Source organism: Pseudomonas bharatica, assembly GCF_048586865.1.
In the GTDB taxonomy this organism is placed as follows: Bacteria; Pseudomonadota; Gammaproteobacteria; order Pseudomonadales; family Pseudomonadaceae; genus Aquipseudomonas; species Aquipseudomonas bharatica.
Genome location: NZ_JBMAWR010000009.1, coordinates 65179 through 87541, shown reverse-complemented (window position 1 = coordinate 87541; position 22363 = coordinate 65179). Strand labels below are relative to the sequence as shown.

At 63.9% G+C, this 22363-nt stretch carries 22 protein-coding genes; 14 read left to right on the top strand and 8 right to left on the bottom strand.

Annotated elements, in window-relative coordinates; all coding sequences use genetic code 11:
- Positions 1-16: 16 nt before the first annotated feature.
- The 8 genes from ACKLLE_RS12720 to ACKLLE_RS12685 all read left to right on the top strand — a co-directional run bounded on the left by ACKLLE_RS12720 (position 17) and on the right by ACKLLE_RS12685 (position 9499).
- Positions 17-1384, top strand: coding sequence for a PepSY-associated TM helix domain-containing protein (locus ACKLLE_RS12720; RefSeq protein WP_420058181.1), 1368 nt, complete (start codon positions 17-19; stop codon positions 1382-1384).
- A gap of 297 nt (positions 1385-1681) precedes the next feature.
- The gene (gene cycA, locus ACKLLE_RS12715; RefSeq protein ID WP_420058180.1) at positions 1682-3094 is read left to right on the top strand and encodes a D-serine/D-alanine/glycine transporter; all 1413 of its coding nucleotides are present in this window, start codon (positions 1682-1684) and stop codon (positions 3092-3094) included.
- A gap of 213 nt (positions 3095-3307) precedes the next feature.
- Complete coding sequence (urtA, locus tag ACKLLE_RS12710) at positions 3308-4573, top strand: urea ABC transporter substrate-binding protein (protein ID WP_064301555.1); 1266 nt, start codon at positions 3308-3310, stop codon at positions 4571-4573.
- 135 nt (positions 4574-4708) lie between these two features.
- Positions 4709-6208 (top strand): urea ABC transporter permease subunit UrtB, encoded by a 1500-nt coding sequence (gene urtB, locus ACKLLE_RS12705; RefSeq protein WP_279896477.1) that lies wholly within the window; start codon positions 4709-4711, stop codon positions 6206-6208.
- The gene (urtC, locus tag ACKLLE_RS12700) at positions 6208-7287 is read left to right on the top strand and encodes an urea ABC transporter permease subunit UrtC (protein ID WP_279896479.1); all 1080 of its coding nucleotides are present in this window, start codon (positions 6208-6210) and stop codon (positions 7285-7287) included. The genes urtB and urtC overlap by 1 nt, the downstream gene beginning before the upstream one ends.
- A complete protein-coding gene (urtD, locus tag ACKLLE_RS12695) occupies positions 7284-8135 on the top strand; it encodes an urea ABC transporter ATP-binding protein UrtD (protein WP_009394315.1) in 852 nt (283 codons plus the stop codon). Before urtC ends, urtD begins: the two co-directional genes overlap by 4 nt.
- Positions 8136-8244: 109 nt before the next feature.
- Entirely contained in the window at positions 8245-8943 is a 699-nt protein-coding gene (gene urtE, locus ACKLLE_RS12690; RefSeq protein ID WP_009394316.1) for an urea ABC transporter ATP-binding subunit UrtE, read from the top strand.
- Between the two features lie 34 nt (positions 8944-8977).
- The gene (locus ACKLLE_RS12685; protein ID WP_064301552.1) at positions 8978-9499 is read left to right on the top strand and encodes a GNAT family N-acetyltransferase; all 522 of its coding nucleotides are present in this window, start codon (positions 8978-8980) and stop codon (positions 9497-9499) included.
- Positions 9500-9612: 113 nt separating this feature from the next.
- On the opposite strand, the gene ACKLLE_RS12680 is transcribed toward ACKLLE_RS12685, so the two are convergent.
- Entirely contained in the window at positions 9613-9915 is a 303-nt protein-coding gene (locus ACKLLE_RS12680; RefSeq protein WP_009394319.1) for a chaperone modulator CbpM, read from the bottom strand.
- A 2-nt stretch (positions 9916-9917) separates the two neighbouring features.
- Entirely contained in the window at positions 9918-10883 is a 966-nt protein-coding gene (gene cbpA, locus ACKLLE_RS12675; protein WP_420058179.1) for a curved DNA-binding protein, read from the bottom strand.
- 160 nt (positions 10884-11043) lie between these two features.
- Between cbpA and ACKLLE_RS12670 the strand changes: the two genes are divergently transcribed.
- Complete coding sequence (locus ACKLLE_RS12670; protein ID WP_420058178.1) at positions 11044-12309, top strand: Hsp70 family protein; 1266 nt, start codon at positions 11044-11046, stop codon at positions 12307-12309.
- 51 nt (positions 12310-12360) lie between these two features.
- On the opposite strand, the gene ACKLLE_RS12665 is transcribed toward ACKLLE_RS12670, so the two are convergent.
- The 3 genes from ACKLLE_RS12665 to ACKLLE_RS12655 all read right to left on the bottom strand — a co-directional run bounded on the left by ACKLLE_RS12665 (position 12361) and on the right by ACKLLE_RS12655 (position 14749).
- The gene (locus tag ACKLLE_RS12665; protein ID WP_009394322.1) at positions 12361-13368 is read right to left on the bottom strand and encodes an AI-2E family transporter; all 1008 of its coding nucleotides are present in this window, start codon (positions 13366-13368) and stop codon (positions 12361-12363) included.
- Positions 13369-13494: 126 nt separating this feature from the next.
- Positions 13495-13779, bottom strand: a complete 285-nt coding sequence (locus ACKLLE_RS12660) for a PsiF family protein (RefSeq protein ID WP_420058177.1) — start codon at positions 13777-13779, stop codon at positions 13495-13497.
- 79 nt (positions 13780-13858) lie between these two features.
- Positions 13859-14749 carry an esterase/lipase family protein gene (locus tag ACKLLE_RS12655; RefSeq protein WP_420058176.1) on the bottom strand — a complete coding sequence of 297 codons (891 nt, stop codon included), beginning with the start codon at positions 14747-14749 and terminating at the stop codon, positions 13859-13861.
- 134 nt (positions 14750-14883) lie between these two features.
- On the opposite strand from ACKLLE_RS12655, the gene osmE reads away from it, so the two are divergent.
- On the top strand, positions 14884-15222 hold the full coding sequence (gene osmE, locus ACKLLE_RS12650; RefSeq protein WP_009394326.1) for an osmotically-inducible lipoprotein OsmE: 339 nt from the start codon (positions 14884-14886) through the stop codon (positions 15220-15222).
- Positions 15223-15313: 91 nt separating this feature from the next.
- Complete coding sequence (locus ACKLLE_RS12645) at positions 15314-15844, top strand: ferritin-like domain-containing protein (protein ID WP_009394328.1); 531 nt, start codon at positions 15314-15316, stop codon at positions 15842-15844.
- A gap of 114 nt (positions 15845-15958) precedes the next feature.
- On the opposite strand, the gene ACKLLE_RS12640 is transcribed toward ACKLLE_RS12645, so the two are convergent.
- Complete coding sequence (locus ACKLLE_RS12640) at positions 15959-18028, bottom strand: AsmA family protein (RefSeq protein ID WP_420058175.1); 2070 nt, start codon at positions 18026-18028, stop codon at positions 15959-15961.
- A gap of 263 nt (positions 18029-18291) precedes the next feature.
- On the opposite strand from ACKLLE_RS12640, the gene ACKLLE_RS12635 reads away from it, so the two are divergent.
- The 3 genes from ACKLLE_RS12635 to ACKLLE_RS12625 all read left to right on the top strand — a co-directional run bounded on the left by ACKLLE_RS12635 (position 18292) and on the right by ACKLLE_RS12625 (position 20591).
- Positions 18292-18660: a hypothetical protein gene (locus ACKLLE_RS12635; RefSeq protein WP_009395319.1), complete on the top strand. Its 369-nt coding sequence runs from the start codon at positions 18292-18294 to the stop codon at positions 18658-18660.
- Positions 18661-18792: 132 nt separating this feature from the next.
- Positions 18793-19425, top strand: coding sequence for a TetR family transcriptional regulator (locus tag ACKLLE_RS12630; protein WP_009395320.1), 633 nt, complete (start codon positions 18793-18795; stop codon positions 19423-19425).
- A gap of 68 nt (positions 19426-19493) precedes the next feature.
- Entirely contained in the window at positions 19494-20591 is a 1098-nt protein-coding gene (locus ACKLLE_RS12625) for an AGE family epimerase/isomerase (RefSeq protein ID WP_420058174.1), read from the top strand.
- 106 nt (positions 20592-20697) lie between these two features.
- Here ACKLLE_RS12625 and ACKLLE_RS12620 read toward each other — a convergent pair whose 3' ends face one another.
- Both ACKLLE_RS12620 and ACKLLE_RS12615 read right to left on the bottom strand, forming a co-directional pair.
- Entirely contained in the window at positions 20698-21459 is a 762-nt protein-coding gene (locus ACKLLE_RS12620; RefSeq protein WP_064301547.1) for an SDR family oxidoreductase, read from the bottom strand.
- 572 nt (positions 21460-22031) lie between these two features.
- Complete coding sequence (locus tag ACKLLE_RS12615) at positions 22032-22361, bottom strand: hypothetical protein (RefSeq protein WP_009395328.1); 330 nt, start codon at positions 22359-22361, stop codon at positions 22032-22034.
- Between the last annotated feature and the right edge of the window lie 2 nt (positions 22362-22363).

Sequence of the window (22363 nt, the reverse complement as noted above, 5' to 3'; positions counted from 1 at the left end):
CATTCGGGAGCGTTCCATGAGCAAGCCATCGTTTTCCTTCTACAACCTGGCGTGGCGCTGGCACTTCTATGCCGGCCTGTTCGTTGCGCCGGTGATGATCCTGCTGGCGGTCACCGGGATCATCTACCTGTTCAAGCCACAACTTGATCCGCTGATGTACCGCTCGCTGATGGTGGTCGAGGCCGGCCATCACCGGCATCCGGCCGATCACCTGCTGCAGCAGGTGCAGGCGGCCTACCCGGGCGGCCAGGTCAGCCAGTACCTGCCGGCACCCGCGGCCGACCGCAGCGCGCAGTTCGTGGTCAAGCGCGAAGGGCAGGAACTCAACGTGTTCGTCGATCCGTACAACGGCCGGGTACTTGGCGAGCAGGACGCCAAAAGCAACCTGCAGGCCGTGGCCCGGGCCCTGCACGGCGAACTGATGGTCGGCACCGTCGGCGACCGGGTAGTGGAACTGGCGGCCGGCTGGGGCATCGTCCTGGTGGTGTCCGGCCTTTATCTATGGTGGCCACGCGGCGGACGCTTCGCCGGAGTCTTCTGGCCGCGGATGAATGCCCGCGGGCGGCTGCTGTGGCGCGACCTGCATGCGGTCAGCGGCTTCTGGGGTTCGCTGGTCCTGTTGCTGATGCTGCTCAGCGGCATGACCTGGACCGGGTTCTGGGGCAAGCAGTACGCCGACTTGTGGAACCGCTTTCCGGCAGCGATGTGGAATGACGTGCCGAAGTCCGACCAGGAAGCCCGCACGCTCAATACCGCTGCGCGGCAGACCGTGCCCTGGGCGGTGGAAAACACGCCGATGCCGCAGTCTGGCGGCGCCCATGCCGAACACCAGGGTCATATGCACCTGGACAGCGGGCCGGCGGCGCCCGAGGTCAGCCTGCAGAAGGTCGAGGACATCGCCACTGAACGCGGCGTCGAGCCGGGCTACAGCATCACCCTGCCGACCAGCGCCAGCGGCGTGTTCACCATCGCCGTGTTCGCCGACGACCCACGCAACGATGCCACCCTGCATATCGACCAGTACACCGGCAAGGTCCTGGTGGATGTACGCTGGCAGGACTACAGCACCGTCGCCCGGGCCACGGAGCTGGGGGTGATGCTGCATGAAGGGAAGATGTTCGGTTGGCTCAACCAGATGCTGATCCTGCTGATCTGCCTGATGGTCCTGCTCGGCTCGGTGAGCGGGCTGGTCATGTGGTGGAAGCGTCGGCCCGAAGGTGGCCTCGGTGTTCCGCCGCTGCGTCATGACCTGCCGCGCTGGAAGGTGGCGACGGTGGTGATGATCGTGCTGGGCGTAGCGTTCCCGCTGGTGGGGCTGTCGATGCTGGTGGTGTGGGCGCTGGACCGGGTGTTCGGCAAGCGCCTGCTGGTGGCCAGGGCCTGACTCTCAAGAGCGACGCGGAAACTTGTGGGAGCGGGTTCACCCGCGATTGCGGTAGTGCAGCCACTAACGTAATCGCGGGTGAACCCGCTCCCACAAGGTGCGCGGCGCTTTTCAGAGGATCGCCCTGTCCAGACCTATCCGAGCGAAAACTGAAGCCTCACATGTAGTCCCTTTCGCCTTTCCTTGCAGGCGTCCGCCTAAAGTCGAGTCATCTTGTCGCGGCTGCCCCGCAGGCTAGCGTGTTAGCCTAGCCGCCGCTTCACATACAAGAAGACTGCGATTTATGGAATGCACGCAATGAATCAAGACATTACAAAGGACGCGCAGGAACATCACCTGCAACGCAACCTGACCAATCGACACATCCAGTTGATTGCCATCGGCGGTGCCATCGGGACCGGTCTGTTCATGGGCTCGGGCAAGACCATCAGTCTGGCCGGACCTTCGATCATCTTCGTCTACATGATCATCGGCTTCATGCTGTTCTTCGTCATGCGGGCAATGGGCGAGCTGCTGCTGTCAAACCTCAGCTACAAGTCCTTCATCGACTTCTCCGCTGACCTGCTGGGCCCCTGGGCCGGGTATTTCACCGGCTGGACCTACTGGTTCTGCTGGGTCATCACCGGCATCGCCGATGTGATCGCCATCGCCTCCTACTCGCAGTTCTGGTTTCCCGACCTGCCGCAGTGGATACCGGCGATCCTGTGCGTCGGCGTGCTGCTGTCGCTGAACCTGATCACCGTGAAGCTGTTCGGCGAGATCGAGTTCTGGTTCGCGATGATCAAGATCATTGCCATTCTCGGCCTGATCGGCACCGGCCTGTACATGGTGGTCAGCGGCTTCCAGTCGCCCAATGGCGATACCGCCAGCCTGGGCAACCTGTGGAACGACCAGGGCATGTTCCCCCACGGCCTGATGGGCTTCTTCGCCGGCTTCCAGATCGCCGTGTTCGCCTTCGTCGGCATCGAGCTGGTCGGCACCACCGCCGCCGAAGCCAAGGACCCGGAGCGCACCCTGCCCCGGGCGATCAACTCGATCCCGCTGCGCATCATCATGTTCTACGTGTTCGCCCTGATCGCCATCATGGCCGTCACCCCGTGGCGCGACGTGGTGCCGAACAAGAGCCCGTTCGTCGAGCTGTTCGTCCTGGCCGGGCTTCCGGCCGCGGCGGCGGTGATCAACTTCGTGGTGCTGACCTCGGCCGCATCGTCGGCCAACAGCGGCGTGTTCTCCACCAGCCGCATGCTCTTCGGCCTGGCCCAGGAAGGCGATGCGCCGAAGGCCTTCGAGAAGCTGTCGAACCGTGACGTGCCGGCCAACGGCCTGTACTTCTCCTGCACCTGCCTGCTGCTGGGCGCGGCGTTGATGTACCTGATCCCCGACCTGGTCGAAGCCTTTACCCTGGTCACGACCGTGTCGGCGGTGCTGTTCATGTTCGTCTGGTCGCTGATCCTGCTGTCCTGGCTGACCTACCGCAAACAGCGCGCAGCACTGCACGCGGCGTCGAAGTACAAGATGCCCGGCGGCCGCTTCATGTGCTGGGCATGCCTGGTGTTCTTCGCCTTCATCCTGGTGCTGCTGAGCTTCGAGACCGACACCCGCCAGGCGCTGATGGTCACCCCGATCTGGTTCCTGATCCTCACCGTGACCTACCAGTTCGTCCGCAGCCGCCGCCACCCGCGCGGCCAGATCGACGCTCCCCGGGGTTGATCCTTCCCTTGCTAGCTATTGCGCACCATCTGGGCGCAAGAGCCTGCACCGTGCCACCGCCTTGGGCTCCAGGGCGGTGCACCGCCAGCGCACAATCCGCCGAAACCCTTGTTCCAGAGCCTGTACACAATCCGGCATAGCCTTTGCTATCGCTCTATCCGCGCAGTCGCCATTTGCCTTACCGCCAATACGAACTCAACGGAGAGAGCACCCATGAAGCGTCGCAGTCTGATCAAGGCCTTTACCCTCAGCGCATCCATCGCCGCGATGGGCCTGAGCTGGAGCATCCAGGCCGCCGAGACCATCAAGGTCGGCATCCTGCATTCCCTGTCCGGGACCATGGCGATTTCCGAGACCTCGCTCAAGGACATGGCGCTGATGACCATCGAGCAGATCAACGCCAAGGGCGGGGTCAACGGCAAGCTGCTGGAACCGGTGGTGGTGGACCCGGCGTCGAACTGGCCGCTGTTCGCCGAGAAAAGCCGCCAGTTGCTGACCCAGGACAAGGTCGCGGTGGTGTTCGGCTGCTGGACCTCGGTGTCGCGCAAGTCGGTGCTGCCGGTGTTCGAGGAGCTCAACGGCCTGCTGTTCTATCCGGTGCAGTATGAAGGCGAGGAAATGTCGCCGAACGTGTTCTACACCGGTGCGGCGCCGAACCAGCAGGCGATCCCGGCCGTTGAATACCTGATGAGCGAGGAAGGCGGCGCGGCCAAGCGCTACTTCCTGCTCGGTACCGACTACGTCTATCCGCGCACCACCAACAAGATCCTGCGCGCCTTCCTGCATTCCAAGGGCGTGGCCGACAAGGACATCGAAGAGGTCTACACCCCGTTCGGCCACAGCGACTACCAGACCATCGTCGCCAACATCAAGAAATTCTCCGCCGGCGGCAAGACTGCGGTCATCTCCACGGTCAACGGCGACTCCAACGTGCCGTTCTACAAGGAACTGGCCAACCAGGGCCTGAAGGCCACCGACGTACCGGTCGTGGCCTTCTCGGTGGGTGAAGAGGAGCTGCGCGGCATCGATACCAAGCCGCTGGTGGGTCACCTTGCCGCCTGGAACTACTTCGAGTCGGTGGACAACCCGGTCAACACCCAATTCGTTTCCGACTGGAAGGCCTACGCCAAGGCGAAGAACCTGCCGGGCGCCGACAAGGCGGTGACCAACGACCCGATGGAAGCTACCTACGTCGGCATTCACATGTGGGCGCAGGCCGTCGAGAAGGCTGGCAGTACCGATGTCGACAAGGTCCGCGAAGCCCTCGCCGGGCAGACCTTCAAGGCGCCGTCCGGCTTCACCCTGACCATGGACAAGACCAACCACCACCTGCACAAGCCGGTGATGATCGGCGAAATCCAGGATGACGGGCAGTTCAACGTGGTCTGGGAGACCGAGCAGCCACTGCGGGCGCAGCCGTGGAGTCCGTTCATCCAGGGCAATGACAAGCGGCCGGATTATGCCGTGAAGGGCAACTGATCCCCTGAGGTCCAATCGCTGGCAAGCCAGTTCCCACAGGGTCCTGCATGCACCGGACCTGTGGGAGCTGGCTTGCCAGCGATGAGGCCCGGAAGAACACCGCACCTCCCCCTACCAGAAAAGGGACCCCGCTCCATGCCCAAGGCCCTCTACCGACTCCTGCTTTCCCTGTGCCTGCTGCTGCCCTTGGCCGCGCACGCCAGCGAAGCCGAATACTTCGCCGCCGCCAAGCCCAACGACCAGGCCCGCCTGCTCCAGGACTGGGCGGCGCAACCCGATCCTGCCCGGCTGACCCTGCTTACCTCCCTGCAGCAAGGCCGCATCAGCCCCGACGACAACCGCAAGCTGCGCCTGAACAATCGCCTGCGCGGCCTGGTGGACAACGCCCTGGCCAGCCATCAGTTGCTCAGCGGCGACCCGGCTACCCGCCTGCAAGCCGCGCAGCAGCTGCAAAAAACCGCGCAACCGGCCCAGGTCGCCTTCCTCGACCGCCAGTACGCCACGGAAAAGGACGACAGCGTCCACGCCGCCCTCGGCCTGGCCCTGGCCAACCTGCAACTGGCCGCCGCCGAGCCTTCGGTGCGCCTCGCCGCCGTGCGCCTGCTCGGCGAGACCGGCGACCCCATGGCCCGCACCCGCCTCGAAGCCCTGCTCGACCCGGCCGTGGAAAGTGACGCCGGAGTGCGCACCGCCGCGGAAACCAGCCTGGCCCAGGTCAAGCGCAAGCTGCTGGTCGGCGAGATCCTCGGCCAGGCCTTCAGCGGCCTGTCCCTTGGTTCGATCCTGCTCCTCGCGGCCCTTGGCCTGGCGATCACCTTCGGCCTGCTCGGCGTGATCAACATGGCCCACGGCGAGATGCTGATGCTCGGTGCCTACACCACCTATGTGGTGCAGATCATGGTCCAGCGCTATGCCCCCGGCGCGCTGGAGTTCTATCCGCTGCTGGCGCTGCCGGTGGCCTTCGCCGTCAGCGCCGGGGTCGGCATGGCCCTGGAACGCACGGTAATCCGCCATCTGTATGGCCGACCGCTGGAAACCCTGCTCGCTACCTGGGGCATCAGCCTGATCCTGATCCAGGCCATCCGCCTGGTCTTCGGCGCGCAGAACGTGGAAGTCGCCAACCCGGCCTGGCTGTCCGGCGGCATCCAGGTGCTGCCGAACCTGGTCCTGCCGTGGAGCCGCATCGTCATCATCGGCTTCGCCCTGTTCGTGGTGCTGCTGACCTGGCTGCTGCTCAACCGCACGCGCCTGGGCCTCAACGTGCGTGCCGTGACCCAGAACCGCAACATGGCCGCCTGCTGCGGCGTACCGACCGGGCGCGTCGATATGCTCGCCTTCGGCCTCGGCTCGGGCATCGCCGGCCTGGGTGGCGTGGCCCTGAGCCAGATCGGCAACGTCGGCCCTGACCTGGGCCAGAGCTACATCATCGACTCCTTCCTGGTGGTGGTGCTCGGCGGCGTCGGGCAACTGGCCGGCAGCCTTTGGGCCGCGTTCGGCCTGGGCATCGCCAACAAGCTGCTGGAACCGCAGATCGGTGCGGTGCTCGGCAAGATCCTCATCCTTGCGCTGATCATTCTGTTCATCCAGAAGCGTCCGCAAGGCCTGTTCGCCCTCAAGGGACGGGTAATCGACTGATGAACCAGCCTCTGCTTGTCACCGCCACGCAAAAAGCCGGACCGAAGCTGTCCCTGGCCATCGGCGCCGTCGTCCTGCTGGTACTGGTCGCGTTGCCGCTGCTTTCGCTGCTGCCGGACGGCCACACCCTGCAGGTCTCGGCCTACACCTTGACCCTGGTAGGCAAGATCCTCTGCTACGCCATCGTCGCCCTGGCCCTCGACCTGGTCTGGGGCTACGCCGGCCTGCTGTCCCTCGGCCACGGCCTGTTCTTCGCCCTCGGCGGCTACGCCATGGGCATGTACCTGATGCGCGAAGCCGCCGGCGACGGGCTGCCGGCGTTCATGAGTTTCCTGTCGTGGAGCGAGCTGCCCTGGTACTGGGCCGGTACCCAGCACTTCGCCTGGGCCATGTGCCTGGTAGTGCTGGCACCCGGGCTGCTGGCCCTGGTGTTCGGCTATTTCGCCTTCCGCTCGCGGATCAAGGGCGTGTACTTCTCGATCATGACCCAGGCCCTGACCTTCGCCGGGATGCTCCTGTTCTTCCGCAACGAGACCGGCTTCGGCGGCAACAACGGTTTCACCAACTTCCGTACCCTGCTCGGCTTCGATATCACCGCGCAGGGCACCCGGGCGGTGCTGTTCCTGCTTACCGTGGCGCTGCTGGTCGCCAGCCTCTACCTGGGCTGGCGCCTGGCCCGGAGCAAGTTCGGCCGGGTGCTGACCGCCCTGCGCGACGCCGAGAACCGCCTGATGTTCTGCGGCTACGATCCGCGCGGCTTCAAGCTGTTCATCTGGGTGCTGAGCGCCGTGCTTTGCGGCCTGGCCGGTGCGTTGTACGTGCCGCAGGTGGGCATCATCAACCCGAGCGAGATGTCGCCGACCAACTCCATCGAAGCGGCCGTGTGGGTCGCACTCGGTGGACGCGGCACCCTGATCGGCCCGCTGCTCGGCGCCGGCCTGGTCAATGGCATGAAGAGCTGGTTCACCGTGGCGTTTCCGGAATTCTGGCTGTTCTTCCTGGGTGCGCTGTTCATCCTGGTCACCCTGTACCTGCCCAAGGGCGTGGTCGGCCTGCTGAAGAAAAGGGGCGAACAATGAGATTCCCGTCGATCCATCCCGAATTCATGCTGGAGCCGATCATCGACGAGGGCAGCGGCCGCGACGCCATCGGCCTTGGCCAGGTGGTTTCGCCGGGCCTCGATGCCCGCCATGGCACGGTACTGACCCTGGAAGATATCAACGTCAGCTTCGACGGTTTCAAGGCCATCAACGGCCTCAACCTGTACATCGGCGTCGGCGAGCTGCGCTGCATCATCGGCCCCAATGGCGCCGGCAAGACCACCATGATGGACGTGATCACCGGCAAGACCCGCCCTACCAGCGGCAAGGCCTGGTTCGGCGACACCCTCGACCTGACCCGCATGAGCGAAGTGCAGATCGCCCAGGCCGGGATCGGCCGCAAATTCCAGAAGCCCACGGTATTCGAGGCGCTGACGGTGTTCGAGAACCTGGAGCTGGCGCAGAAGACCGACAAGTCGGTATGGGCCTGCCTCGGCGCGCGGCTCAGCGGCGAGCAGCGCACGCGGATCGACGAGGTGCTGGCCACCATTCGCCTGGAGCCTTCGCGCAATCGCCCGGCGGGGCTGCTGTCCCACGGGCAGAAGCAGTTCCTCGAGATCGGCATGCTGCTGATGCAGGACCCGCAGTTGCTGCTGCTCGATGAGCCGGTGGCCGGCATGACCGACGCCGAGACCGAGTTCACCGCCGAACTGTTCAAGAGCCTCGCCGGCAAGCACTCGCTGATGGTGGTGGAGCACGACATGGGCTTCGTCGGCAGCATCGCCGACCACGTCACCGTGCTGCACCAGGGCAGTGTGCTGGCGGAAGGGTCGCTGGCACAGGTGCAGGCGGATGATCGGGTGATCGAGGTTTATCTAGGGCGGTGACCCCATCGCTGGCAACGCCAGCTCCCACAAGGTCCGCAGCGACGCCGAACCCTGTGGGAGCTGGCGTTGCCAGCGATTGGGGACAACACGGACTCACAGGACAACACACATGCTGAAAATCGATTCCCTGCACCAGTACTACGGCGGCAGCCATATCCTGCGCGGCCTGTCGTTCGAGGCCAAGGTCGGCGAAGTCACCTGCCTGCTCGGGCGCAACGGCGTGGGCAAGACCACCCTGCTGCGCTGCCTGATGGGCCTGGTGCCGGCGCGCGACGGCAGCGTCAGCTGGGAAGGCCAGGCCATCACCCAGCTCAAGCCGCACCAGCGGGTCCAGGCCGGGATCGCCTACGTGCCCCAGGGCCGCGAGATCTTCCCGCGCCTCACCGTCGAGGAAAACCTGCTGATGGGCCTGTCGCGCTTCGGCGCCAGCGAGGCGAAGAAAGTGCCCGAGTTCATCTACGAGCTGTTCCCGGTGCTGCTGCAAATGAAACACCGGCGCGGCGGCGACCTCTCCGGCGGCCAGCAGCAACAGTTGGCCATCGGCCGGGCGCTGGCCAGTCGTCCGCGGCTGTTGATCCTCGACGAACCCACCGAAGGCATCCAGCCTTCGGTGATCAAGGAAATCGGCGCAGTGATCAGCAAACTGGCGGCCCGCGGCGACATGGCGATCCTGCTGGTGGAGCAGTTCTACGACTTCGCCGCCGAGCTGGCCGACCAGTACCTGGTGATGTCGCGGGGCGAGATCGTCCAGCAGGGCCGTGGCGAAAACATGGAAGCCGAAGGTGTGCGCGGGCTGGTAACCATTTAATCTGGCGCCCTGCCCTACCCTGTGGACAACTGCCATGCCTCACACCTTCCGCGACGCCAGCCCCGCCGATTTGCCGGGTATCCGCGCCATCTACAACGACGCCGTGCTCAACACCACGGCGATCTGGAACGAACAGCCGGTGGACCTGGCGAACCGGCAGGCCTGGTTCGACGGGCGACAGGCGCAGGGATACCCGGTCATCGTCGCCGTGGACGACGCGGGGGACGTCGCTGGCTACGCCTCGTTCGGTGATTGGCGGCCTTTCGAAGGGTTCCGGCATACCGTGGAACATTCGGTGTATATCCGCGCCGACCAGCGTGGGCACGGATTGGGGCCGACGTTGATGGAAGCCCTGATCGAGCGGGCGCGCCAGTGTGGCAAGCATGTGATGGTGGCAGCGATCGAGAGCGGCAATGCCGCATCGATCCGGCTGCATGAGCGGTTGGGATTCCGGGTGACCGGCGAGATGCCGCAGGTGGGGGTGAAGTTCGGGCGGTGGCTGGATTTGACCTTTATGCAACTGGTGTTGAATCCGGGGGCTCAACCGTCCGACTGATCCTACGGCTTGCGCGAACCCTGTGGGAGCGGGTTCACCCGCGATTACGTCAGTGGATTCACCATGGCAATCGCGGGTAAACCCGCTCCCACAGGGTTCGCGGCGTTCTCAAGTTATTGCACGAACCGCCCCAGACGCTGGCGCAACATGACGTTCTCGCTACGCAGTTGCTGCACTTCCTCCAGCAGCTCCAGCGCCAGCGCAACGCCTTCCCATTCCAGTTCCAGCTCCGCGTGCAACCGCGCGGCGCGCTTGGCCAGAACCGGCGAGCGGTCGTCGAACAGCCATTCCTCAGGCGTTCGCCCCGATGGTTCAACGATGCCGTGTTCGACGATTTGCATCACGCAATCGGCCGTAAGGTCGGCCTCCTGGCAAAAGGTACGCATGTCCAGCTGAACGATCAGGGTGCTACTCATGGTCACTTACTCCATTGAGTTCGCGGGTTGAACCCGGCCTTCTCCGACAGTTTGCTCCACAGTTCACGGGTGGCGGCATCCGATTGCGCCGGCATCACCACCTTGAGTTGCGCGTAAAGGTCGCCGCGCTGGCCCTGCTTGTTGGCCAGGCCCATGCCTTTGATCCGCAGGCGCTGGCCGCTTTGGCTGTCCGGGCGGATGGTGAGGTTGACCTTACCGGTGAGGGTCGGCATTTCCACCTTGGTGCCCAGCGCCGCTTCCCACGGCGCCAGGGGCACGGTGATGATCAGGTCATGACCTTCGACATCGAACAGCGGGTGAGGTGCGAAGCGGATGACCAGGTACAGGTCGCCATTCGCCCCGCCTCCCACACCTGGCGCGCCCTGGCCCTTGAGGCGGATGCGCTCGCCGTCGGTCACCCCGGCGGGGATCTTGACGTTGAGGGTCTTGGTGGTGTCGCCGGTGCGCTGGCCCATGGCGTTGTACTGGGGCACCTGGAAGCTGATCTTCTTCGATTCGTTGGCCAGGGTTTCCTCAAGGAACACTGCAAGTTCCATTTCCACGTCCTGACCTCGCCGACCGCTGCTGCGCTGCTGTTGACCACGGCCGAACGGATTGCCGTTGCCACGACCGGCCGATCCGAAGATCGAGCTGAAGAAATCCGAGAAATCGCCACCACCGAAGCCACCGCCACCGGCGCCGCCACGGCTTTCCCAGCCGGGCGGGGCCTGGAACGGCCGGCCGTGCTGGCCGCCGTACTTGCGGATCTCGTCGTATTCGGCGCGCTTTTCCGGGCTGCCGAGCACTTCGTAGGCCTCGTTGGCCTCCTTGAACTTCTCTTCGGCGTCACGCTCTTTGCTGACGTCCGGGTGATACTTGCGGGCCAGCTTGCGGTAGGCGGTCTTGATCGCCTTGTCGTCCGCCGTCGGCTCGACGCCCAGTATCTTGTAATAGTCTTTGAAATCCATCGAAGGAATCACCGTCGGTTAAATGCACTGCCTCTGAAGATTGGGGTCAAGCATAGCCTTTCAAGGTGCCCGGGGTGTTGTCGTGCGGCAGATAATCGGTCTTGATTCTGTGCGCAACTGGCATACACTGCGCGGCCGTTTTTCCCCCGGAACCGTTTCCATGAATCACGCATCCCCGGCCCGTGCCTGTGGTATCGACTTCGGCACGTCAAACTCCACCGTCGGCTGGCATCGTCCCGGCGAAGAGACGCTGATCGTTCTCGAGGACGGCAAGATCACCCTGCCTTCGGTGGTGTTCTTCAATATCGAGGAACGCCGCCCGGTCTATGGTCGCCTGGCCCTGCACGAATACCTGGAAGGCTACGAGGGTCGTCTTATGCGATCGCTGAAGAGCCTGCTCGGTTCAAAGCTGATCAAGCATGACACCAGCGTGCTGGGCACCGCCCTGCCGTTCAAGGACCTGCTGGGGATGTTCATCGGCGAGCTGAAAAAGCGCGCCGAAGCCAATGCCGGCCGCGCGTTCGAGCAGGTGGTGCTGGGCCGTCCGGTGCATTTCGTCGACGACGACCAGGCCGCCGACCAGGAGGCCGAGGACACCCTGGCCGAAGTGGCACGCAAGATCGGCTTCAAGGACGTGTCCTTCCAGTACGAGCCCATCGCCGCGGCCTACGACTACGAGTCGGGGATCGAGCGCGAGGAACTGGTGCTGATCGTCGACATCGGCGGTGGTACCTCGGACTTTTCCTTGATTCGCCTGGCCCCTGAGCGTCACATGCTCGACGATCGCCACGACGACATCCTCGCCACCGGCGGCGTGCACATCGGCGGTACCGACTTCGACAAGCAGCTCAGCCTGCAGGGCGTGATGCCGCTGTTCGGCTATGGCAGCCGGATGAAAAGCCAGGCGCTGATGCCCACCAGCTACCACCTCAACCTGGCCACCTGGCACACCATCAACTCGGTGTACTCGCAGAAATCGCAACTGGCCCTGGGCAGCATGCGCTATGACATCGAGGACACCCTGGGCATCGATCGCCTGTTCAAGCTGATCGACCAGCGCGCCGGGCACTGGCTGGCGATGGAAGTGGAAGCGACCAAGATCGAACTGACCCATGCCGACAATCGCCTGGTGGACCTGGGCCGGATCGAGCAGGGCCTGCACGTGGACCTGACCCGGGCACTGTTCGAAGCATCGATCGACAACCTGCTGGAGCGCGTACGCGGCAGCGTCGACGAGCTGCTGCTCAAGGCCGGCGTGAGCGTGGGCCAGGTGGACACGGTGTTCTTCACCGGCGGTTCCAGCGGCATCCCGGCACTGCGCCAGAGCGTGGCGGCGATGCTGCCGAACGCACGGCATGTGGAAGGCAACATCTTCGGCAGCATCGGCAGCGGGCTGGCGATCGAGGCGCGCAAGCGCTACGGCTGACCAACATTGATCACGACCCGCTCCCACAGGGGCCGCGTTACGCCCTCATTCTCAGACCAGCTCCACCCGCTTCAACTCACTCTTCAGGTAGGCATAGTAGATCGGCCCCGCCACCACCCCGGGCAGCCCGAACGCCGCCTCGAACACCAGCATCGCCAGCAGCAGCTCCCACGACTTGGCACTGATCTGCCCGCCGACGATCCGCGCGTTGAGGAAGTACTCGACCTTGTGGATGACGATCAGGTAGCCCAGCGCCGCCACCGCCACCCAGACCGACAGCGACAGGCCGACGATGGTGATCAGGGTGTTGGACATCAGGTTGCCGATCACCGGCAGCAGGCCAAGCAGGAAGGTCAGCACGATCAGGGTCTTGGTCAGCGGCAGATGCACGCCGAACAGCGGTAGCACCACGGCAAGGAACACCCCGGTGAATGCCGTGTTGAGCAGGGAAATCTTGATCTGCGCGAAGACGATGTTGCGAAACGCCTGCACCAGCAGCGCCAGGCGCTCGAACAGCGCCGCCGCCAGCGGTTTGCGCCGGGAGATATCGGGAATCCGCTGCAAGGCGACGATGGCGCCGAGGATCATGCCGATCAGCAGGGTGACGAACATATGCGCCGCCCCCTTGCCCACCAGTTGCAGTTCGCCCAGGTGAGTCTTGAGCCAGTCGCCGATGGCGACCTTGAACTCCGCGGCGCTCGCCGGCAGGTAGGCGTCGATGAACGGCGGCAACTGGCCGCGAGCCTGGTCTACCAGGAGCATGAAGCGGTCCAGGGAGGCCCCGGGGTTTTCCGCCTCGTGCAGAAGGAAGCTGATGGCCCCGGCGAAGATCAGCGTGAGGGTGCTGACTACCAAGGTGCCAAGCAGGGCCACCGCCAGCCAGCGCGCACGCGGCCCGGCGATCACGTGCTGGAGCTTGGGCGTGAGCATGTTGACCAGCTCGAACACCAGCAATCCGGCCAGCAGGCTCGGCAATAACTTGAGTGGCAATACCAGCAGCAAGCCGGTGAATATGATGATCCAACTGGCCAGCACGACCTGACGCTGGGTAAAAGTCATACAACCTCAGACAGCCGAAGACGACAAAGGCGGCAGTCTGCCAGCCTTCTGTGGACAGGCATAGGGGGTGGGCGACGGCGAGCAGCGCGCCATTGCTCCAGAGCAATGGCGCGCGGGCGGGTCAGGTCATTTCTTTTTCAGGCAGTCGCTCATGTAGGTCTTGCGCTCATCGCCCTTGAGTGACTTGGCGGTGGCGTCAGCGTTGCAGGTCTTCATCTTTTCCTGCTGGGTCGCAGGAGCCTTGGCCTTGAGGCAGTCGCTCATGAACGCCTTGCGTTCATCGCCCTTGAGCGCCTTGGCGGTCGCGTCGGCGTTGCAGGTCTTCATCTTTTCCTGCTGGGCGGTAGCGGCGAAACCCTGCGACGCCATGAGCAGGCCCAGCAACAGCAACGGCACACGCAACATCTTCATGGTGACTCTCCTGATCGCCGCGATGGAGGCGCGGCCGTCAGTGGAGTTTAGACAAGATTTTTTACATCTCTCGCCAGGCCTAGCAGCCCGCCGCCTTGAGCCGTGCGGCGTGCTCAAGGAACAGCTTCACCGGCTGTGCGCCCTTGCCCACCGCACCGAGGGACTGGTTGACGATGTCCAGGTGGTCGAGGGGATAGTCGTCGCCGATCACCTGCCCCAGATGTGAACTGAAGCGCCCCACCATGCCGTCGCACTGCCCTCGCTCACGTACGAACGTGCGCGAGAACAGGCGGCAGAAACGGTTGCTGCCATCCAGGCGGTTCAGCCCGCGATCGGTGATGCCTGGCTTGAGTACCCCGGACCAGGAGTAATAACGCACGCCATTGACCTCGGCCGCGCCTTCGCCGCCCCAGGTCTGCGGCAAGCCCTGTGGATAAAGCTGGTTGAAACGGGCCACGCCGCTGGTCGTCAGGGACAGGTGCGAGGCATGCACGTCGATGGGCAACCTGGGGCCCTTCCAGCCGGTTTCCAATACGCCCATCAAGCAGGCCAGGCCATGCAGCACGGCCTTGAGTATGCGTCCTCGCGGCGAATCGCCCGGGTACTCGCGCTCGATATGGTCGGCCAGTTCCGAGCCATGGTTGGGCCCGGCGATGGAGGTCACCGAGGCCACCCACTCCGGGCGTTTCGCCGCGACATAGCGAGCAGTCAGGGCGCCCTGGCTGTGGCCGAGCAGATTGACCTTGTCGACCCCGGTACGCTGGCGCAGGTCCTCGATGATCCGCAGCAACTGCTCGCCGCGCACCTCGGTGCTGTGCAGCGGCGACACCTGGACCGGGTAAACCTGCGCCCCGCCGCGGCGCAAGGCCCTGACGATGCCGAACCAGTACGGATACAGCAGCAGGCGAACGAAGCCGAGCATGCCCGGCACCAGCACCAGGGGATAACGCGTGGCGAGCGCTTGCGACATGACGGCTCCCGGTTCGTGAAGTGATCGGCCAACCCTACAGGCGAAACGATGGCAATCGCAATCGAACTCCCGTCGCCGCTTGCGGTTCCAAACCGATATCGGCCCACGACGGCCCACCAAGAGGATGCACGACCATGTACAAACACGCCCTGGCAGCACTTCTGGCAAGCGCCACCCTGATCGGTTGCAGCAGCAATCCGGAAAATCCGGTGGATCACGTCACCTACCGTGACCAGCCGCTGGTCAAGCAAGTGGAAAACGGCATGACCATGCAGAAGGTCATCGCTATCGGCGGCAGCCCGTCCACGGTCATCGACCTGCCCAACGGCGGTACCTGCAATAACTACATCCTCAACAAGGAAGGTCATCAGCAGCCCTACTACGTGCGCTTCGACGCCACCGGGCATGTCGACGACAAGGGTTTCAAAACCTGCGAACAACGCGAACAAGACCGACGCGAAGGCCGCGGCTGATAAAACTTTTGCCGCTTCGCCGTACTCGTACCTGATGTAGCGACCGCGCCCCCAGAGCGCGGCGCGCCCGTTTTCCAGCCTGGAGAAAATCATGAGCACCGTAGAACTGACCGATGTCCAAACCCTTCGCGAACGCGCCCGCCAGCATGTGGAACAAGGCGCCGTGACCGAGGGCTACACCGCCGACCGCCAGACCATCCTGCGCCTGCTGAACGAAGCGCTGGCCACCGAGTGGGTTTGCACCTTGCGCTACAAGCGCCACTACTACATGGCCAGCGGGATCAAGGCGAGCGTCGCGGCGGCGGAGTTCCTGGAGCATGCCAACCAAGAGCAGGAGCACGCCGACAAGCTGGCCGAGCGCATCGTGCAACTGGGCGGCGAGCCGGACCTGAACCCGGACAACCTGAGCAAGAATTCCCATGCCCAGTACGTGGCGGGAACCACCCTGAAGGAAATGGTGCTGGAGGACCTGGTGGCCGAGCGGATCGCCATCGACAGCTACCGCGAGATCGTGCGCTTCATTGGCGACAGCGATCCGACTACCCGGCGCATCTTCGAGGACATCCTGGCTCAGGAAGAAGAGCATGCGGATGACATGGCGGACCTGCTGCAAGGCCTCTGATTTTTCGTTGTTCTTGAGGGCCCTATCGCGGGTAAACCCGCTCCCACAGGATCGCACCAGCCTCAGGCCTGATGCGATCCCTGTGGGAGCGGGTTTACCCGCGATGAGGCCCTACTATTTCACCGTCTTGGGCGCTTTCCCGGCCCGCATCTGCTCCAGCAACGGCGTGCAACGGTTCGGCTCATCGCCACTGCTCGGGGCGATCAGCGCCAGCAACCCGGCCGCCGGCCCCGCCGCCACGCCCAGCGCCACCATTCCTGCCCCGCGCAAGGCCAGCGGCACGGCCTGCACGCCGGCCGACGGATTGGCGAACGAACCGCGTACGTATAGCGGCGAACGCAGCGAAAACAGGCGCAGGCCCTTGGATTCCGGATTGATCTTCAGGTCCAGTTGCTCGGTGGCGAAGTTGGCCGTGCCGGTGACGTAGATCACCGCGTTCTCGGTGTCGAATACGAACAGCCGGGTAGTCGCCAGGCCGTTCTTGATCCCTACATCGGTCGCGGCGCAGTTGATCTTGACTTCGTTATCACCGAACAGCTTGCCAACCACGTAGTTGCCGACGTTAAGCCCGGCAATCTCCATCAGGCTGCGGCTCACCGCACCGTCGTTGATCAGCAGTTTCAGATCGCCGTTTGCGGTACCCAGCAGGGCCGCCACCGAATTGCCGCGACCACTGATATCGGCATCGCCATTCAGTGCACCGAAGCTGGTCTTCATGGGTTCGAAGGTCGGGAACAGTTGCTTGAGCTTGAGATCCCGCGCGGTCAATTTCGCCCGGCCCTGCATGGGCGTCGTGCGTCCGTCGAGGCGCACCTGCATCGCCAGCTTGCCACCGGCAACACCGAACGACAGCGGTTCCAGGCGCAACAGGCCGTCGTCGAGGATTACATGGGTGTCGAGGTCGGTGAACGGCAGTTCCTCGGTCTGCACGATGCGCTTGCCGGTGAAGGCCACGTCGGCATCCATCGTCCGCCAGCGCTCGGTGCGGAATTCCTCGACCGGCAGCACCTTGTCACCCGGCTGCTTCGCCGCGCCGCCGCGGGCTTTCTGCTGGGCGTTGGAATCGGCACCGATCAACGGCGCGAGATCCTTGAACAGCAGTTGATTCGACACCAGCTTGCCACTGAGCTTGGGCCGCGGCTGGCTGGAAACGAAGGCCAGATCACCATGGATGTCGCTGTCGCCGATCTTGCCGTTGAAGCCTTCATAGCGGAACAGCGCCCCGCCCGGCTCGTGCAGCTTGGCGATCAGGTGCCCGTCGGTCTGGTACGGCGGTGTGTCCGGCAGGGTCACGCCGGTCAGCGGATAGAGATTGGCGAGGCTGGCGCCGGAGAGCTTCAGGCGCAGGTCGAGCGCCCCGAGATTGCGCGGATCGGTAAGGGTACCGGCAACGATGGCGCGGGTTTTGGCGATGCTGACGTCCACCTGCACCGGAAACGGCTGGGTCGCATCCTGCAGGGCCAGCAGGCCGCCGATCTTGCCTTCGCCGGTCAGCGCCTCGCCCTTGTAGGTGCCCTTGGCCTTGAAACCGAAGGCGTAGTCCTGGGTATTGCCGTGCTCCTTGGCAGTCTTCTCGGCGGCACTTTTGCCGACGATGTCGCCGAACGGGATCGGCTTGCCCAAGGGATCGACCTGCACCTGGACATTGGTCTTCAAGGTGGCGTCATCGAAGGCCACCTGGCCCTTGTCGAAACCGATGGCGCCGATATCCAGCACCCAACTGGATGGCTCGGCGTTTTCATCCTTGGGCCCGAAATCGAAGGTCCAGTTGGCCCGGCCATCGGCCAGGCGCTTGAGGCTGGCGGTGGGCAGCTTGAGGTCGATGCGCGGAATGACGATGCGCTGCGCCAGCAGCGGCAGCGGCGAGAGACGGAAATCCACCTGCTGCAGGCCGACCATCTGCGGCTCCTTGAGCCACTCCGGGTTACCCAGGGTCAGGTCCTGGGCAGTGAATTGCGGCCACGGTACCCAGGCCCGCCAGCCGCCCTCCTCGGGCTGGCGGCGCCAGTGCACGGAGAGATCGCCATTGATAGCGAAGGGCCTGTGCAAGGCCTCCGAGACCTTTTCGTTGAGAAACGGCTTGACCCGGTTCCAGTCGAAAGTGGCGATGAAGATCACCAACAGCACCAGGATCAGCGCAAGGCTGGCCAGGGTCCAGGTGGCGATTTTGGCGGGGCGCGTCATTGCACGGTTCTCCTGTGACTGCAAGGCAGGGTGCGTGAACCACGCACTTGTACTTGGGACTGACGAAACGGCGAGGGGTTTCGCCTGAATGGCTTGGTCAATTCCTACTAACACACTCGGGAAAGGCGCGAGCTAGAGCGGCCGGGGGAATATATCAATGCCGTTGATTGTTACCATTATCTTTATGAACTTTTCTATCCAATTTCCAAGAGTAGCATTGGCCCCGTACCCACTTAGTTGCCCTCCCCAAGGAGATCCGAACCATGAAACGCCAATTGCTGCTCAGCCTTGCTCTCTCTGTCCTGGCCACCAGTGCCTTCGCCGTACCGGCCGCCGATCAACACCTGTCCGCCGAAGCCCGTTCCAGTTCGGCCACTGTTTCCCAGCCGTTGAACACCTTGGCTGAAGGCGGTTCGGACCGTGTGATCGAACGTGCCAACCGGGTTGCCGAAGGCGGGTCCGACCGTGCCATCGAACGTGCCAACCGTGTTGCCGAAGGTGGTGGTGACCGTGTGATCGACCGCGCCAACCGTGTTGCCGAAGGTGGCTCCGACCGTGCCATCGAACGTGCCAACCGCGTTGCCGAAGGCGGTTCCGACCGAGTGATCGAACGCAACAACCGGGTGAGCTGATGCCTATGCGCGAAAACAACAGCTACCCGCGCGCAGTCCTCTCCCCTCCGAGGCCCGGTCAACTGACCGGGCTTTGTTTTTCTGGCCCCGGCCTTTAGAGTGCAGGGCCCGTTTCACACAAACGAACCCGCCATGCTGCCGCGCGCCGAACAGAAGCAACAGACCCGCCATGCACTGCTGGACGCAGCCCGCCAGTTGATGGAGAGCGGCCGTGGTTTCGGCAGCCTCAGCCTGCGCGAAGTGGCCCGCACCGCCGGCATCGTGCCCACCGGCTTCTACCGGCACTTCGAGGATATGGACCAACTGGGCCTGGCACTGGTCCGCGAGGTCAACGAAACCTTCCGCCAGACCATCCGCCGGGTTCGCTACAACGAAATCGAACTGGGCGGCATCACCGATGCCTCGGTGCGCATCTTTCTCGACGTGGTCGCGGCCAACCGGGCGCAATTCCTGTTTCTCGCCCGTGAGCAGTACGGCGGTTCGCAGCCCGTACGCCAGGCCATTGCCCGCCTGCGCGAAGGCATCGCCTCCGACCTCGCCGCCGACCTCGGCAGCATGCAGCGCTGGCAGCACCTGGATGCACCGGCCCTGGCCGTCATGGCTGACCTGGTGGTGAAAACCGTGTTCGCCACCCTGCCGGAGCTGATCGATCCACCTGCGGTCCTGGATGAGGGCCAGCTCAGCGCCGAGGCCAAGATCGTCCAGCAATTGCGCTTCATCTTCGTTGGCGCACGGCACTGGCAAGGCCTGGGCAACCCGGCCTGACCCCGGCGCCACGGGGAAATTTCCTGCTACCATGCGCGCCAACGCAATGACGGCGACGAGCCTTTTCCATGTCCGAACTTTCCCCCGCCCTGTCTTCCCTGCTCGCTGAAGCCCAGCAACACTTCGACCGGCACATCGTGCCGCTTTGGGAAGGCCCGGGCTGGAACCCGGACATGGCCCTGCCCTTCGAGGCGCTCGACCCCGCACACCGGCCGATGCCGGTGCAGCGCTATCGGGCCATGGCCTGCGCCCGCCAGCTGTACCTGTTCAGCAGCCGTATCGACCAGCCCGGCGCCAGTGAACGCGCTGCGGCGCTGTTCCGTTCGCTGAACCGGCATTTCCACGACGCCGAGCATGGCGGCTGGTTCTATAGCGTCGATGCCCAGGGCAAGCCGCTGGACCGGCGCAAGGACCTGTACACCCACGCGTTCATCGTCTTCGCCTGTGCCCACTACTGGGACAAAAGCCGTGACAGCCTGGCGGAATCGACCCTGAACGCCGCCCTCAGTGTCGTGACCGAGCGCTTCGCCAATAACGACGGGTTGTATGAGGCAAGCCTCGGCGAAGACTGGTCTGGCCTGGGCAGCGGCCCGTTGCAGAACCCGTTGATGCATCTGGCCGAGGCGTTCCTTGCCACCCTGGCCGTGCGTGAGGATGCGCAAGTGCAGGCCGCGCTGCTGGCCCTGGCCGATGGCATGCAGGCGCAGTTCATCGACCCGTCGCACGGGGTGATGCTGGAAAAGCCGCGCGGGGCTGTGGATAACTGGTTCGAACCGGGGCATCAGTTCGAGTGGTACTGGTTGCTGGAAACTTCACCTTTGCTCAAGGGCACGGCGCTGCATGCTTCGCTGGAGCGGGCGTTTGCCTTTGCCGAGGAGCGTGGGGTGAAGGACGATGCGGTGCTGGCGATGCTCGATGCGCAGGGCGAGGTGCGCGATGCCACCCAGCGCATCTGGGCCCAGGCTGAATATCTGCGGGCGCTGACCCTACGGGGCGACGCAGAGAAGCTGGTGGCCCAACTGGAGGTACTGCGCCAGCGGTTCCTGCATGAGGGGGGGTGGTATGAGTGTCGGGATGCTCAGGGCGTAGTGAGTAGAAGCGATATGCCTTCGACTACGCCCTATCACCTGGTGACCTGTCTGCAAGGCTTGCAGCGCCTGACTTGAAGCTGACGCGGCCCCCTGTAGGAGCGGGTTCACCCGCGATTGCGGCAGTGAACCCACCACCGCAATCGCGGGTGAACCCGCTCCCACAGGGTCCGTGTCGTGCTGTTTACTCCGAACGGGTAATCGAGAACCCGGCCCAGTCCTGGCTCACTGGCATCAGCTCGAGGTTGTTGATGTTGATATGCGCCGGCTGGTTGAGAATCCAGAAGATGGTTTCGGCAATGTCCTGCGGCTGGATCGCTTCGGCACCGGCGTAGGTGGCGTCGTAACGGCTCTGGTCGCCACCGAAGCGCACCAGCGAGAATTCGCTCTCGCACAGTCCCGGCTCGATATTGGTCACTCGCACCCCGGTGCCGCGCAGGTCGCAGCGCAGGCTCAACGAGAACTGCCCGACGAAGGCCTTGGTCCCGCCATACACATGGCTGCCCGGATACGGGTAATTGCCCGCCACCGAACCGACGTTGAGGATGGTCGCGCCACGGCCATGGGCGATCAGCCGCGGCAGCAGCAGGCGGGTGCTGTACATCAGGCCCTTGATGTTGGTGTCGACCATGGTCTCCCAGTCGTCCAGGTTGCACTGCGGCGCAGGGTCGGCGCCGAGGGCCAGGCCGGCGTTGTTGATAAGTCCGCGCAGCTTGGCGAAGGCCGGAGGCAGGCCGGCAATCGCCTCTTCCATGGCCTTGCGGTCACGCACATCCACGACCAGGCCATGCACCTGGGTCTTTTTCGAGAGCTCTGCGCACAGCGCGTCGAGACGCTCCTGGCGGCGACCGGTCAGCACCAGCGACCAGCCGGCCTCGGCAAAACGGCGGGCGCAGGCTTCGCCGAAGCCGGAAGTGGCACCGGTGATGAATACGGTGGAAGTCATGGGTATCTCCTTGGATCACGGCAAGAGGACGGCAGGCCATGCAGCATGCCCGGCCAATGGCCATGGAGCAAGTGATCCTGCCACTGCTCAAAAACTGAACAACGCCCGCAAAACCTTATGCCAGAAGGGTCCGGCGCGGCTATGCGCACCTTATCCACAGGGCCTTCCACACAGATTGGGGGCAACTGTGCAGCACTGCATCATCAGCGCGCATGGGAAACGCTGCTGCTGTGGGCAAAACCCTTCAGCGCTGGGACCCGGATGGGTCTTTCCAAGGCTTGTTCACAGAGTTATCCACAGGCTTTGGATAATAGCGAAATGCTCCTTCAATCTTCTGAAAACGCCTTGACAAAAGCCTGTTCAAGGTCTTGTCGCGCAACTGTACAAAAAACGAGCAATGCCGCACAGGCCTCGTTTTACAAGGCCTCCAGCCGATCATCACCAAGTTACCCACAAGCACTTCCACACGAATCGTGGACAACTTCAATTGCAGTGAAAACAAGGGTTTGCCGCGCAGTTATGGCGTATCGCCACCCTCTGTCAGAGGGACTTTTCCACATTCCGTGGAAACCCTATTGCACCTTGCGGTTGGTGTCTTCCAGGCGCCGTTGCAGCTCGCCGATCTGCCGGGTCTGCTCGTCCACGGTGCGGCGCAGGTCCTGCAGGTCACTGGCGTTCTGGTTGAGGGTGTCGCGCATCTTCTTCAGGTCGGCCACGCTGACCCCGGAGTCGTGCAGTGAATGGGTCATGCCGGATTCGCGGTGGATCGCGGCGAGGTTGTCGGAAGACGAAGCGGAAGAATCGATCTGGACCTTGGCCGCTTCCTCGGCCTGCGCCGCCAGGCTGCCGAACAGCAGGCCGCAGGCGAGGATCGCGGGGAAAATCGGGGAACGGTGGGACATCG

Coding starts and splice junctions, on each gene's coding strand:
- ACKLLE_RS12720 (WP_420058181.1), top strand. CDS start 17: ATGAGCAAGCCATCGTTTTCCTTCTACAACCTGGCGTGGCGCTGGCAC.
- cycA (WP_420058180.1), top strand. CDS start 1,682: ATGAATCAAGACATTACAAAGGACGCGCAGGAACATCACCTGCAACGC.
- urtA (WP_064301555.1), top strand. CDS start 3,308: ATGAAGCGTCGCAGTCTGATCAAGGCCTTTACCCTCAGCGCATCCATC.
- urtB (WP_279896477.1), top strand. CDS start 4,709: ATGCCCAAGGCCCTCTACCGACTCCTGCTTTCCCTGTGCCTGCTGCTG.
- urtC (WP_279896479.1), top strand. CDS start 6,208: ATGAACCAGCCTCTGCTTGTCACCGCCACGCAAAAAGCCGGACCGAAG.
- urtD (WP_009394315.1), top strand. CDS start 7,284: ATGAGATTCCCGTCGATCCATCCCGAATTCATGCTGGAGCCGATCATC.
- urtE (WP_009394316.1), top strand. CDS start 8,245: ATGCTGAAAATCGATTCCCTGCACCAGTACTACGGCGGCAGCCATATC.
- ACKLLE_RS12685 (WP_064301552.1), top strand. CDS start 8,978: ATGCCTCACACCTTCCGCGACGCCAGCCCCGCCGATTTGCCGGGTATC.
- ACKLLE_RS12680 (WP_009394319.1), bottom strand. CDS start 9,915: ATGAGTAGCACCCTGATCGTTCAGCTGGACATGCGTACCTTTTGCCAG.
- cbpA (WP_420058179.1), bottom strand. CDS start 10,883: ATGGATTTCAAAGACTATTACAAGATACTGGGCGTCGAGCCGACGGCG.
- ACKLLE_RS12670 (WP_420058178.1), top strand. CDS start 11,044: ATGAATCACGCATCCCCGGCCCGTGCCTGTGGTATCGACTTCGGCACG.
- ACKLLE_RS12665 (WP_009394322.1), bottom strand. CDS start 13,368: ATGACTTTTACCCAGCGTCAGGTCGTGCTGGCCAGTTGGATCATCATA.
- ACKLLE_RS12660 (WP_420058177.1), bottom strand. CDS start 13,779: ATGAAGATGTTGCGTGTGCCGTTGCTGTTGCTGGGCCTGCTCATGGCG.
- ACKLLE_RS12655 (WP_420058176.1), bottom strand. CDS start 14,749: ATGTCGCAAGCGCTCGCCACGCGTTATCCCCTGGTGCTGGTGCCGGGC.
- osmE (WP_009394326.1), top strand. CDS start 14,884: ATGTACAAACACGCCCTGGCAGCACTTCTGGCAAGCGCCACCCTGATC.
- ACKLLE_RS12645 (WP_009394328.1), top strand. CDS start 15,314: ATGAGCACCGTAGAACTGACCGATGTCCAAACCCTTCGCGAACGCGCC.
- ACKLLE_RS12640 (WP_420058175.1), bottom strand. CDS start 18,028: ATGACGCGCCCCGCCAAAATCGCCACCTGGACCCTGGCCAGCCTTGCG.
- ACKLLE_RS12635 (WP_009395319.1), top strand. CDS start 18,292: ATGAAACGCCAATTGCTGCTCAGCCTTGCTCTCTCTGTCCTGGCCACC.
- ACKLLE_RS12630 (WP_009395320.1), top strand. CDS start 18,793: ATGCTGCCGCGCGCCGAACAGAAGCAACAGACCCGCCATGCACTGCTG.
- ACKLLE_RS12625 (WP_420058174.1), top strand. CDS start 19,494: ATGTCCGAACTTTCCCCCGCCCTGTCTTCCCTGCTCGCTGAAGCCCAG.
- ACKLLE_RS12620 (WP_064301547.1), bottom strand. CDS start 21,459: ATGACTTCCACCGTATTCATCACCGGTGCCACTTCCGGCTTCGGCGAA.
- ACKLLE_RS12615 (WP_009395328.1), bottom strand. CDS start 22,361: ATGTCCCACCGTTCCCCGATTTTCCCCGCGATCCTCGCCTGCGGCCTG.